We start from the raw sequence: 12,975 nt of genomic DNA on the forward strand, positions 1-12,975 counted from the left end.
ATCGCCATTGGTGCGTCGAGACTTTCTACCCGCGGCGTGACACATTAGTGGCTGCTTCGCAGATCTGGTATGTGGTATACGCAAAGTTGATATATTAGTATGTTTGCTATGACGGTAACATAATCCTCTCGACTTTCGTGGTGCTCATGTCCGACACGTCGCTCCGCTTCACCCACTCCGTCCTCGACCGATTCCTCCGCTATGTCGTGATCGACACCCAGTCCGATCCGACTTCGCCGACATGCCCTTCCACCATCAAGCAGAAGAATCTCGGCCGGCTGCTCGCGGCCGAGTTGCAGGCGATGGGGCTGTCCGATGCTCATCTCGACGAGCACGGCTACGTCTATGCGACGATCCCGGCGACGACTGACAAGCGGGTGCCCGTGATCTGCTTCTGCTCGCATATGGACACCTCGCCCGACTGCTCGGGCGCCAACGTGAAGCCGCAGATCGTCCGCAACTATCAGGGCGGCGAGATCGTCCTGCCGGGCGACTCCAGCCAGGTGATCCGTCCGGGCGAGCACCCGGCACTGAAGGACCAGATCGGCAACGACATCGTCACCTCGGACGGCACGACCTTGCTCGGCGCCGACAACAAGGCCGGCATCGCCGAGATCATGGACGCGGCGCAGTTCCTGCTGAGCAATCCCCAGATCAAGCACGGCACGATCAAGATCCTGTTCACGCCCGATGAGGAGATCGGGCGCGGCGTCGACCGGGTCGACCTGAAGAAGCTCGGCGCCGATTTCGGCTACACGATGGACGGCGAGACCGCCGGGAACATCGAGGATGAGACCTTCTCCGCCGACGGCGCAACCATCACCATCAACGGCGTCAGCGCGCATCCCGGCTTTGCCAAGGGCAAGATCGAGCACGCCATCAAGATTGCATCGGCCATCGTCGATCGCCTGCCGAAGGATACCTGCTCGCCGGAAACGACCGAGGGCAAGGAAGGCTTTCTGCATCCGGTCGGGATCTCCGGCACGCTGGAGCAGGCACGGCTCGATTTCATCGTGCGTGATTTCAGCGAGCAGGGATTGCGGCAGAAGGAGGCGCTGCTGGAGGATGTCGTCAAGGACGTCATGACGAACTATCCGCATTCCAGCTACCGGATGGAGGTCCGGCAGCAATACCGCAACATGAAGGAGGTCATCGATCTACATCCCGAGATCGTGACCTATGCCGAGGACGCGATCCGGCGTGCCGGGCTCACGCCGGTGCGCACCTCGATCCGTGGCGGCACCGACGGCTCGCGGCTGTCCTTCATGGGGCTGCCCTGCCCCAACATCTTCGCAGGCGAGCACGCCTTCCACTCCCGGCAGGAGTGGGTCAGCGTCCGCGACATGGAGAAGGCGGTGCAGACCATCGTCCATCTGGCGATGATCTGGGAGGAGCGCTCCTGAGGACCGCCCGGTACGGCCTCAGGCGCGCGCCGTCACCAGCCAGATCGAGCCCGGCAGCGTGACGCTGCCGCCATCCTGATGCTGCGCAAGCAGTTCGCTCACCGAGAGCCGCGCCGCCTCGCGCGTCTCCGCCGGGTGCCCCTCCAGCGCGCGGCTGGCGGGGCCGATCTCGAACGCCGATTGCACCGCGGCGTCCAGCCCCTGCCCGCGCGCGATGTCGAGCGACAGAGCGTGCGGCTGCAGCGCGACATCGGTGAAGCCGGCTTCGCCGAGGATCCGCGTCACCCGCGCCTCGGATGCGAACGCGAACGGGCCGGGATCCTCCGGCGCCATCTCCGGCAGCTTCGGGACATGGCGATACACCGCCTGCAGCGGCGCGATCATCCAGGGATTGGCCTTCGGCTCGCGCCAGCAGGCGAACACGACGCGCCCGCCCGGCTTCAGCGCCCGGCGCATGTGAGCGAAGGATGCCACGGGGTCGGCGAAGAACATCACGCCGAAACGCGAGACGAGCAAATCGAAGCTCGCAGCCGGGAACGGATGCACGGTGGCGTCGGCCAGCACGAACTCGGTGGCAAGCCCGGCCGGCACCACCGCGCGCGCCCGCTCCAGCATCGGCGCGGAGATGTCGACCCCGAGCACATGTCCGCCAGGGTTCACCTGCCGGGCGAGCGTGATCGAAAGACCACCGCAGCCGCAGCCGATGTCGAGGATGCGATCACCCGGCTTTGCGGCAATGCGCTCGATCAGGATCTGCGACACCGGGGCGAGCAGGATGTCCTGCGCCTCCTGACGATCCGACCAGCGCTGGCCGCCGGGCCCGTTCCAGTAGGCGATCTGGTCGGCGTTGCGGTCGTCTCCTGAAGGCAATTGCATGATGCGCCTTGTCTGGTTGAGGTCATCGTGAGAGCTGGCATCGCCGCACGCGCGCGTCTTGCCTGTCAAGGCCCGCGCGCGCGATGTCGCGCCAACATCATACCACCGGCGTCGACAGACCAGGAAACCTCCTGGTCTTGCTGGCGTCCACGGCATCGAGATGCAATAGCGGGGGCATAATATGGTCCCGCTCTTGCTTCGATCCTGCGCGTCAGGAGCCTCATGCGCTGTCTCATCGTTGCCGATCTTCACTACACGTTGCCGCAGTTCGACTGGCTGGTCGCGGCGGCCGAGCATTTCGACATGGTGGTGTTCGCCGGCGATGCGCTCGACCTCGCCTCGATCGTCGACATCCGCGCGCAGATCGTCGTCGTGAAGAAGTATCTCGGGCTGCTCGCCGCCAGGACCCGCGTGATGATCTGCTCCGGCAATCACGACCTGGAGGAGCGCAGCGCGGACGGCGAGAAGATCGCGGCCTGGATCGGCACCGTTCGCGCGCTCGGCATCGCCTCCGATGGCGACGATCTCCTGGTCGGCGGCATCATGTTCTCGGTCTGCCCGTGGTGGGACGGCCCGCGCGTGAAGGCCGCGATCGCGCGCCAGCTCGAAGCCGCCGCCGCCCGCAGGCCCGATCGCTGGATCTGGGTGCATCACGCGCCGCCCGCCAACTCTCCCGTCAGTTGGGGCGGCAAGCGCTTCTTCGGCGACACTGAGCTCGAAGGCTTCATCGCACGGCATCGGCCGGCCATGGTGATCTCCGGCCACGTCCATCAGTCGCCCTTCATCAAGGACGGCTCGTGGTTCGATCGCTTAGGGGAGACCTGGGTGTTCAACACCGGGCGGCAGCCCGGACGGCCGCCAACCTACATGGTGCTCGACACCGACGAGCAGCGCGCCTTCTGGCTCGCGGCGGGGCAAGCCGAATGGATCGACCTCGCCGCGCCCCTGCAGCGCCCGGCGCAGCCGGTGACGTCAGCGCCAGACTGGCTCAGAGCCGTGGATCGGATTCCAGATCCGTTCCTGGCGCGACCTGCTGCGGCGGCAGGTTGATCATGCTCTGCAGAACGTCGCCGACCATCGCGAGATGCGTGCCGTGGCCGGCATATTGCCGCTTGAGGTCGGCGAGATAGGTGTTGGCGACATTGAGCCGCTGCGCCAGCATGCGCGCGATGGCGAGCGTCGCCTCGGGATTTTCAGTGAGGAAGCGCGGCGCATCCGGGATCTCGTAGATCCGGCACTCGGCCAGCGCCCGCACCGTCGCCGTGTGCGGCTGCTCCAGCAGCAGCGACATCTCGCCGAACAGCGCGCCGGGCTCGGAGACCACCGCCACCGTGGCGCCGGCCTTGATCACTTCCAGACGTCCTTCGAGCAGGATGTAGAGATACCCGGTGCTGTGGCCCTCCTGGAGCAGCTCGGTGCCCGCGACAATGGCGCGCTCGTGTCCGCCGGTGCAGTGGCGCAGGAAGTCGGTCATCGGTTCGTCCGCGAAGTTTCACCACGCGAGGCTAACCGAACAACAGCCGGTCGCCACGCAAAATCATCCTGGTTCGCACCAGTTGCCGAAAAGGAATCTAAACCCTGTCTGACGCGGACATCGCCCCGCAACTATGCCTCGCCAGGAGGCTGCGGTATAGCTATGCCGCCACCTGAAATGGTTGTCTGAATAGTGGAATGGGGTGTGATGCAACAATGGCTGATGGAGCTGATCGTCTCCTGGCTCCCCTTCATCATTCTGATCGGGGTTTGGTTCTGGCTTGGCCGCGGCGGCTCATTGACGATGGTCGCTCGGTTGCACGAGCAGCAGCTCGATGAAACCAAGCGCACGAACGTGCTCCTGGAGAGGATTGCCTTGGGCCTGGAGAATCTGCGTTCGCCGCGATAGCAGCTCGGCGCGCGATCCGACTATTGCGAATGGTAGGCGGCGAGAGATTCGAACTCCCGACCCTCTCGGTGTAAACGAGATGCTCTAACCAGCTGAGCTAGCCGCCCTCACGTCGCGCTTCTTTACCCCCTGCCCGACGTGCAATCAACGCCGGAACCACGCGGCGGCAGCGAGAAACCGCCGCGGCTGGAACGGTGGGGAAGGACCACCCACGCTCGAAGGTGCATGGCTCGATCCCCCAAACGAAAACGGCGCCCTTGCGGGCGCCGTTCCCTTGGATCAGTTCTGACCTCAGTGGGCGGTCAGGCCGCCGGCGGCTTCGTCGCCGTCGGCCTTCACCGGCACCTTGGTGTCCTCTTCCCAGACGATCGGCACCGGCTTGCGGACCAGGGCCCGAGCCACGACGTCGTCGAGACGAGCCACCGGGATGATCTCCATGCCGCCCTTGATCGCATCGGAAATCTCCGTGAGATCCTTGGCGTTGTCCTCGGGGATCAGCACCGTCTTGATGCCGCCGCGCGCGGCAGCCAGCAGCTTCTCCTTCAGACCGCCGATCGGCAGCACCCGACCACGCAGCGTGATCTCGCCGGTCATCGCGACGTCGTGACGGACCGGAATGCCGGTCATCACCGAGATGATCGTCGTCGCCATGGCCACGCCGGCCGAGGGGCCGTCCTTCGGGGTTGCCCCCTCCGGCACGTGGACGTGGATGTCGCGACGGTCGAACAACGGCGGCTCGATGCCGTAGTTGATCGCCCTGGAGCGGACGAACGAGGCCGCTGCCGAGATCGACTCCTTCATGACGTCGCGCAGATTGCCCGTCACCGTCATCTTGCCCTTGCCGGGCATCATGACGCCTTCGATCGTCAGCAGCTCGCCGCCGACATCCGTCCACGCCAGACCCGTCACGATGCCGACCTGATCGTCGCTCTCGATCTCGCCGAAACGGTACTTCGGAACACCCAAGAATTCCTCGACGGTCTTCTCGGTGATCTTCACCGACTTCTTCTTGGACATCATGAGCTCCTTCACGGCCTTGCGGGCCAGTGTGGAAATCTCACGCTCCAAATTACGCACGCCCGCCTCGCGGGTGTAGCGCCGGATCACGAGCAGCAGCGCGTCGTCGTCGATCGACCACTCCTTCGAGTCCAGGCCGTGCTTGGAGATCGCGCTGGGGATCAGGTGCTTGCGGGCGATCTCGACCTTCTCGGTCTCAGTGTAGCCCGCGATGCGGATGATCTCCATGCGGTCCATCAGCGGACCGGGAATATTGAGTGTATTCGCGGTCGTGATGAACATGACGTTCGACAGGTCGTAATCGACCTCCAGATAGTGATCGTTGAACGTCGTGTTCTGCTCGGGGTCCAGGACCTCCAGCAGCGCCGACGACGGGTCACCCCGGAAGTCCGAGCCCATCTTGTCGATCTCGTCCAGCAGGAACAGCGGATTCGAGGTCTTGGCCTTGCGCATCGACTGGATGATCTTGCCGGGCATCGAACCGATATAGGTCCGGCGATGACCGCGGATCTCCGCCTCGTCACGCACGCCGCCCAGCGAGACGCGAACGAATTCGCGGCCGGTGGCCTTCGCGATCGACTTGCCGAGCGAGGTCTTGCCGACGCCGGGAGGTCCGACCAGGCACAGGATCGGGCCGGTCAGCTTGTTGGCGCGCGACTGCACCGCCAGGTACTCGACGATGCGGTCCTTGACCTTCTCCAGACCATAGTGATCCGCATCCAGAACCGCCTGCGCGGCCTCCAGATCCTTCTTCACCTTGGACTTCTTGTTCCACGGAATCGACAGCAGCCAATCCAGGTAATTGCGCACGACGGTCGCTTCCGCGGACATCGGCGACATCTGGCGCAGCTTCTTCAACTCGTGCTGGGCCTTCTCGCGCGCTTCCTTGGACAGCTTGGTCTTGTTGATGCGCTCTTCCAGATCGGCGAGCTCGTCGCGGCCGTCCTCGTCACCCAGCTCCTTCTGAATGGCCTTCATCTGCTCATTCAGGTAGTACTCGCGCTGGGTCTTCTCCATCTGGCGCTTGACACGCGAGCGGATGCGCTTCTCGACCTGCAGCACCGAGATCTCGCTCTCCATCAGGCCCAGCACCTTCTCCAGGCGCGTGGTGACGGACAGCGTCTCCAGGATGCCCTGGCGATCGGCGATCTTGACGGCGAGATGCGAAGCGACGGTGTCGGCGAGCTTGCCGAAATCGGTGATCGACTGAACGACGCCGACCACCTCGGCCGAGATCTTCTTGTTCAGCTTCACATAGCTCTCGAAGTCCGACACGACGGAGCGGCCCAGCGCTTCCGCCTCGACCGACTTGGCGTCGGTGTCGGCCAGTGCGACGGCGGTCGCCTCGTAATAGTCGGCACGATCGGTGTACTTCTCGACGCGCGCGCGCTCCAGGCCCTCGACCAGCACCTTCACGGTGCCGTCGGGCAGCTTCAGGAGTTGCAGCACGCTGGCGAGCGTCCCGGTCTCGTAGATCGCATCCGGAGCTGGATCATCATCGGACGCGTTCTTCTGCGTCGCCAGCATCACCAACGCGTCGTTCTTCATCACCTCTTCGAGGGCGCGGATGGATTTCTCGCGGCCGACGAACAGCGGAACGATGTTGTGCGGGAAGACGACGATGTCGCGGAGCGGCAGCACCGGATAGGCGTGGCTCTCGCCGTAAACGATGGTCGGCCGGGGTTTGGGGGTCGTCATGGCCTGTTCCTTTTGTTTAGCCCCCTTGCACGCAGTCCGCCATCGTGCGCAACCGCCACAAGGTGCGATCTGATCCGGACTTCACCGACGCGTCGATATCGCCCGCTTGTTTCGGATCGTTTGATGAGGCGAATCCCGGGATTGAGATTTGTATCGCCACGCGACATTAGGTGGCTATCGACCCGGGGGGTGTCAAGTATCGGTAAACGCCCGCCAAAAATGGCTTTACGCGGCGGGGTACTGAAACGCTGCGACGCCGCGGACATGATGTCCGCAGCTGTCGCCGATCTAACAAATCGTGGTCGTCTGTCTATCGTACCAGCGCGCGTCACGCGCTGGCGCTGCTTTCCACCGCGCGATCGGAACGATCGGCGTAGATGTAGAGCGGACGGGCGGTGCCCTCGACCACCTCGCGCGAGATGACCACTTCCTCGACGCCTTCGAGACCCGGCAGGTCGAACATCGTCTCGAGCAGAATGCTCTCGAGGATCGACCGCAGGCCGCGCGCACCGGTCTTGCGCTCGATGGCCTTGCGGGCCACTGCGCCCAGCGCCTCGTCGGCGAAGGTCAGCTCGATGTTCTCCATCTCGAACAGCCGCTGATACTGCTTCACCAGCGCGTTCTTCGGCTCGGTCAGGATCTTCTTCAGCGAGTTCTCGTCGAGGTCCTCGAGCGTCGCCACGACCGGCAGACGGCCGACGAACTCCGGGATCAGGCCGTACTTCAGCAGATCCTCGGGCTCGACGTGACGGAAGATCTCGCCGGTGCGGCGGTCTTCCGGCGCCAGCACCTGGGCGGCGAAGCCGATCGAGGTCGACCGGCCGCGCGCCGAGATGATCTTCTCGAGGCCGGAGAACGCACCACCGCAGATGAACAGGATGTTGGTGGTGTCGACCTGCAGGAATTCCTGCTGCGGATGCTTGCGGCCACCCTGCGGCGGAACCGACGCAACCGTGCCTTCCATGATCTTGAGCAGCGCCTGCTGGACACCCTCGCCCGACACGTCGCGGGTGATCGAAGGATTGTCCGACTTGCGACTGATCTTGTCGATCTCGTCGATGTAGACAATGCCACGCTGCGCACGCTCGACATTGTAGTCGGCGGCCTGCAGCAGCTTCAGGATGATGTTCTCGACGTCCTCACCGACATAGCCGGCCTCGGTCAGGGTCGTCGCATCCGCCATCGTGAACGGCACGTCCAGGATGCGGGCGAGCGTCTGCGCGAGCAGCGTCTTGCCCGAGCCGGTCGGACCGATCAGCAGGATGTTCGACTTCGCGAGCTCGACGTCGGAGTGCTTGGTCTGGTGGTTGAGCCGCTTGTAGTGGTTGTGCACGGCGACCGACAGCACCTTCTTGGCATGGTTCTGTCCGATCACGTAATCGTCGAGAACCTTGCAGATCTCCTTCGGGGTCGGAATGCCGTCGCGCGACTTGACCAGCGAGGACTTGTTCTCCTCGCGGATGATGTCCATGCAGAGCTCGACGCACTCGTCGCAAATGAAGACGGTTGGACCTGCGATCAGTTTGCGGACTTCGTGCTGGCTCTTACCGCAGAACGAGCAATATAGCGTGTTCTTGGCATCGCCCTGGCCGACCTTACTCATTCCTGTCTCCGTCCGCGGTTCGCTCTTGTCCGCTCGTTCGCTCCGATCCGGCAAAGGCCGGTCCAGATTGGTGAAAGAGCAAATTTCGTACCAAAATTAAGACCTTGTTCTTCACCCGCCGTGCACCCACGGCCTACGCGAATCCCCCACGATCCATAACTGGACACTCTAGCCAATCATGCTGTCATCCGACTATCAAGAATTCGCTAATCGGAGGACAGACCCTAGACCGTGACATTACCGTGATTTTGGGGCTTGACACGGTAAGAACACGCGAAATCGGCTGAACGTTGCGGGTTTGCCACGCCTGTTTGCCGGTTGCACGGCAGGGTTGCGGCCCTTTTGAGACCCTACCTCAGCACCTTTCCCAGCCGAAGCCGGCAAAGGAGCCGCCGTTGCATCCCGAGGCCCGCGCATCGGGCCCCGCCTCGCTTATTGTTGGCTCACTTGCCCATCGCCGCCGGATCTTCCGGCCGCTTGTCGAGCACCTTGTCGATCAGGCCGAACTCCTGGGCGGCTTCCGCCGTGAGGAATTTGTCGCGTTCCAGCGCATCCTCGATCGCCTTGTAGGGCTGGCCGGTGTGCTTGACGTAGATCTCGTTGAGCCGCTTCTTCAGGCTCAGGATCTCCTGGGCATGCAGCATGATGTCGGTCGCCTGGCCCTGGAAGCCGCCGGACGGCTGATGCACCATGATGCGCGAGTTCGGCAGCGAGAAGCGCATGTCCTTGTGGCCGGCGCACAGCAGCAGCGAGCCCATCGAGGCCGCCTGGCCGGTGCACAACGTCGATACGGCCGGGCGGATGAACTGCATCGTGTCGTAGATCGCGAGGCCCGACGTCACCACGCCGCCCGGCGAGTTGATGTACATCGCGATCTCCTTCTTCGGGTTCTCGGCCTCGAGGAAGAGCAGCTGCGCGACGATCAACGTCGCCATGCCGTCCTCGACCGGACCGGTCACGAAGATGATGCGCTCCTTCAGGAGGCGCGAGAAGATGTCGTAGGCGCGCTCACCGCGGTTGGTCTGCTCGACCACCATGGGCACAAGGTTCATATAGGTTTCGACGGGATCGCGCATGAATCACCCAAGGGTTGGACCAGCAGTTGAAGACGACTGGCCGCCGCAGGTGAGGCTCGTTCAGCGAGCAGCGACGGACAGTGGCCCCGTGATGCAGAACTTCAAGACCGAGCCCACAGATATGGACCAATTTCCCGGTGACAAGACCGGATATCCTGGCCAACCGCAAGCGAGGTCGTTGTCCTGTTCAAGCTGATTCCCGCCGCGGCGGCCAGCGCCGGAACAAAGCTGACCGGCGCTTTCGCCGGTCAACCTTAATCATGCGCTGATGTCGCAAACCCGACCGACGGTGGCCCGATCAGGCCGCCTTGTCGCTGTCGTCGTCCTTGAACAGCTCGTCCTTGGAGACCTTCTTCTCGGTCACGTTGGCGAGTTCGAGGATGAAGTCGACGACCTTGTCCTCGTAGATCGGCGCGCGCAGCTGCGCGAGCGCCTGCGGGTTGCTGCGATAGAAGTCCCAGACCTCCTTCTCGCGGCCCGGCATCGAGCGCGCGCGCTCGATCACGGCGCGGCTGACCTCGTCGTCGGTCACGGTGATCTTGTTCTTCTCGCCGATCTCCGACAGCACCAGGCCGAGACGCACGCGGCGGTCGGCGATGGTGCGGTACTCCTCCTTCGCCTTGTCCTCGGTGGTGTTCTCGTCGGCAAAGGTCTTGCCGCTGGAGTCCATCTCGGCCTTGACCGAGTTCCACATCAGGTTGAACTCCTCGTCGATCAGCGACGGCGGCGCATCGAACTTGTGGGTCTCGTCGAGACGATCGAGCAGCGCGCGCTTCACGCGCTGACGGGTCGCCTGGTTGAACTCGCCGGCGAGACGATCGCGCATCAGCTGCTTCAGCTTGTCGAGCGATTCGAGGCCCAGCGTCTTGGCGAACTCGTCGTCGACGACCTTGTCCTCCGGAGCCTCGATGGCGGTCGCGGTGGTCTCGAACTCCGCGGCTTTGCCGGCCAGCTCGTTGTTCAGATAGTTGGTCGGGAACGAGACCTTCAGCGTGCGCGTCTCGCCTGCGCCGATGCCGATCAGCTGATCCTCGAAGCCAGGAATGAAGGTGTTCGAGCCGATCACGACGTCGATGCCCTCGCCCGTCCCACCGTCGAAGGCGACGCCGTCGATCGTGCCCTTGAAGTTGATCTTCACGCGGTCACCGCTCGCGGCCTTCGCGCCGTCCGCCTTGGCGGCATAGCTGCGGTTGGCATCGGCCAGGCGCTTGATCGCCTCGTCGACGTCGGCATCGGTGATGTCGGCGACCGGCTTCTCGACGGCGAAGGTCTTGAAGTCGGCGAGCGCGATTGCGGGAACGACCTCGATCGCCACGGTGTAGGTCAGGTCGGTCTGGCCGGCGAGAATCTTCTCGATCTCGGCTTCCTCGGTCGGCATCGTCACCTTCGGCTCGGTGGCGAGACGGAAGCCGCGCTCGGTGAAGATCTGCGTGTTGGTGTCGCGGATGGTCTGGTCGATGGTCTCGGCCATGACCGACTTGCCGTAGATCTTCTTCAGATGCGCCACCGGCACCTTGCCGGGCCGGAAGCCGTTGATGCGGACCTTGTCCTTCATGTCCACCAGCCGCGCATCCGCCTTGGCGTCGAGATCGGCCGCGGGAACGCTGATCTGGAACTCGTGCTTCAAGCCTTCCGACAAGGTTTCTGTGACCTGCATGGCGTCAATCTTCTTCCGCTTCGGCCCGGACCCTTGCGATCCGAACACACCTGATTCAATTGTGGACGACGCGCGGCAACGAGCCTTGCGCCGGTGGGATCGGTGCCCCCGCTCTCCTGTCGCAGGAGCACGGATGCGCCGTGAAACTTGGGGCAAACGCCGGAGAAGCGCTTGGTGCGGGCGGAGGGACTCGAACCCCCACAACTTTCGTCACTGGAACCTAAATCCAGCGCGTCTACCAGTTCCGCCACGCCCGCGTGAACTGCATCGATAGCCCGGCCGCGATGCCGCGGGCGGCGCGGCTTATACCACGCGCGAAACCGTCCGCAGCAAAAAAATGGGCCCAACAAGCACCCGCGGCCGGCCGATCGGCCAAGCTCGCGGCACACATAAGGGAAAACGACATGATCCGCATCCCCCTCAACGCACAATGTTTTGTCGCATGACGCAGCCCGTCGAGGGGGTCAGCCGCCGCGCCGTGCTCGGCGGCTTTGCCGCAGCCTGGGCGACCTCGTTCCCACAGCTTTCGCCGGCTGCCGAACGGATGGCCGTCGCCTTGGAGGCGCGGGCCGAATCCCTGCCGCTGGCCCCCGGCCGGAGCCCCGCTCGGGTCTGGCAGCTTGCGGGAGGCGGCCCGGTGGTCCGGCTGGCGCGCGGGAGCGCGCTCGATCTCGCTTTCGCCAACGGGCTTACGATACCGGCGGCGATGTCCGTCCGCGGCCTTGCAATGCCGACGCCGCTGCTGAAGCAGCCGCCGGTCGGACCGGGCGGACGCGCCACGATCGCGGCCGCGGGCCCGCGCGCCGGGACCGGTCTCCTCGACCTGCGGCTGCTCGCTGATGCCGCCGCCGCGCCGATCCGGCCGCTGCCTCTCATCGTTGACGAGGCCACAGCGGTAACCATTGACCACGATGAGGTTTTCCTGGTCGAGGACTTCCGGCTCAAGCCCGACGGCACGGCGATCGCACCGGGCACCGACCCGAACGAGTCCGAGCTGCTCTACACCGTCAATGGACAGCTGCAGCCGGAGATCGCGCTGCGCGCCCAGGCGCGGGTCAGGCTTCGGTTCATCAATGGCTGCCACCGTGCTGTGATCGCGATCAAAATCGCCGAGCTCGGGGACGTCAGGGTGATGGCCATCGACAGCCAGCCCGCCGAGCCGTTCCTCGCCCGCAACGGCGCCGTGGTGTTGCCGCCCGGCGGCCGCACCGACGTCTTCATCGACATGCCCGCCGCCAAGGCGCCGCTGCAAGTGCTGCTGCACGACGGCACCTCGGCGCGCGCGGTGGCGCGCCTGAGGCAGGCAAACGAGCCGCCGCTGCGCGCCGCGCCCCTGCCCCCTCCGGCGCCCCTGCCCGCGAACGGCTTGCCCGACAAGCTCGACCTCCGCTCGGCGGTTCGCGCCGAGCTGGCACTCGACGGACCTGACTGGCGCCCACCGACCCAGTTCAATGCCGGCAGCGCGCCCGCCTTCCGGGCCAAGCCCGGACGCGTCGTCGTGCTGGCTCTGGCCAACAAGACCGCCGGAGCGATGGTGGTCCACCTGCATGGCCAGCCGTTCCGGCTGCTCGACCGGCTCGACGATGGCTGGAAGCCCTATTGGCTGGACACGCTCGCCCTGGACGCCGGCCAGACCCAGCGCATTGCGTTCCTGGCCGAGCAACAGGGCCGTTCCCTGATCGAGAGCATGGCCGCGAACTGGGCGGCGCCGCGCCTCGTCCGGTGGTATGAAATCGATTGAGGAAACGAACCAGGGAGAACTC

The 12,975-nt window shown here is 64.5% G+C and carries 10 protein-coding genes and 2 tRNA genes; 4 read left to right on the forward strand and 8 right to left on the reverse strand.

The features are described from left to right. Nucleotides 1–146: 146 nt before the first annotated feature. Entirely contained in the window at nt 147–1,403 is a 1,257-nt protein-coding gene (gene pepT, locus QX108_RS05370) for a peptidase T (RefSeq protein ID WP_315779406.1), read from the forward strand. An 18-nt stretch (nt 1,404–1,421) separates the two neighbouring features. On the opposite strand, the gene QX108_RS05375 is transcribed toward pepT, so the two are convergent. After that, nucleotides 1,422–2,279, reverse strand: a complete 858-nt coding sequence (locus QX108_RS05375) for a class I SAM-dependent methyltransferase (protein WP_315779407.1) — start codon at nt 2,277–2,279, stop codon at nt 1,422–1,424. Nucleotides 2,280–2,501: 222 nt separating this feature from the next. Here QX108_RS05375 and QX108_RS05380 point away from each other — a divergent pair, with 222 nt between their 5' ends. Next, complete coding sequence (locus tag QX108_RS05380) at nt 2,502–3,329, forward strand: metallophosphoesterase family protein (RefSeq protein WP_315720447.1); 828 nt, start codon at nt 2,502–2,504, stop codon at nt 3,327–3,329. On the opposite strand, the gene QX108_RS05385 is transcribed toward QX108_RS05380, so the two are convergent. Further along, on the reverse strand, nt 3,268–3,753 hold the full coding sequence (locus tag QX108_RS05385) for a Crp/Fnr family transcriptional regulator (protein WP_315779408.1): 486 nt from the start codon (nt 3,751–3,753) through the stop codon (nt 3,268–3,270). The two genes, QX108_RS05380 and QX108_RS05385, sit on opposite strands and share 62 nt — an antisense overlap. A 207-nt stretch (nt 3,754–3,960) precedes the next feature. On the opposite strand from QX108_RS05385, the gene QX108_RS05390 reads away from it, so the two are divergent. Next, the gene (locus tag QX108_RS05390) at nt 3,961–4,161 is read left to right on the forward strand and encodes a hypothetical protein (RefSeq protein ID WP_315720449.1); all 201 of its coding nucleotides are present in this window, start codon (nt 3,961–3,963) and stop codon (nt 4,159–4,161) included. A 30-nt stretch (nt 4,162–4,191) separates the two neighbouring features. Here QX108_RS05390 and QX108_RS05395 read toward each other — a convergent pair. From QX108_RS05395 to QX108_RS05420, 6 genes are all read right to left on the reverse strand, one after another. Next, nucleotides 4,192–4,268 (reverse strand) — tRNA-Val (locus QX108_RS05395). A 184-nt stretch (nt 4,269–4,452) separates the two neighbouring features. Beyond that, entirely contained in the window at nt 4,453–6,876 is a 2,424-nt protein-coding gene (gene lon, locus QX108_RS05400; protein WP_315779409.1) for an endopeptidase La, read from the reverse strand. A gap of 328 nt (nt 6,877–7,204) precedes the next feature. Further along, the gene (gene clpX, locus QX108_RS05405) at nt 7,205–8,479 is read right to left on the reverse strand and encodes an ATP-dependent Clp protease ATP-binding subunit ClpX (protein WP_172109611.1); all 1,275 of its coding nucleotides are present in this window, start codon (nt 8,477–8,479) and stop codon (nt 7,205–7,207) included. A 443-nt stretch (nt 8,480–8,922) separates the two neighbouring features. Beyond that, nucleotides 8,923–9,555 (reverse strand): ATP-dependent Clp protease proteolytic subunit, encoded by a 633-nt coding sequence (locus QX108_RS05410; RefSeq protein ID WP_006611023.1) that lies wholly within the window; start codon nt 9,553–9,555, stop codon nt 8,923–8,925. Between the two features lie 298 nt (nt 9,556–9,853). After that, on the reverse strand, nt 9,854–11,212 hold the full coding sequence (gene tig, locus QX108_RS05415; RefSeq protein WP_315720450.1) for a trigger factor: 1,359 nt from the start codon (nt 11,210–11,212) through the stop codon (nt 9,854–9,856). A 172-nt stretch (nt 11,213–11,384) separates the two neighbouring features. Continuing rightward, nucleotides 11,385–11,469 (reverse strand) — tRNA-Leu (locus tag QX108_RS05420). A gap of 173 nt (nt 11,470–11,642) precedes the next feature. On the opposite strand from QX108_RS05420, the gene QX108_RS05425 reads away from it, so the two are divergent. Further along, a complete protein-coding gene (locus QX108_RS05425; RefSeq protein WP_315799388.1) occupies nt 11,643–12,953 on the forward strand; it encodes a multicopper oxidase domain-containing protein in 1,311 nt (436 codons plus the stop codon). Nucleotides 12,954–12,975: the final 22 nt, after the last annotated feature.

This window comes from Bradyrhizobium sp. SZCCHNR1002, from assembly GCF_032381435.1.
In the GTDB taxonomy this organism is placed as follows: domain Bacteria; phylum Pseudomonadota; class Alphaproteobacteria; order Rhizobiales; family Xanthobacteraceae; genus Bradyrhizobium; species Bradyrhizobium aeschynomenes.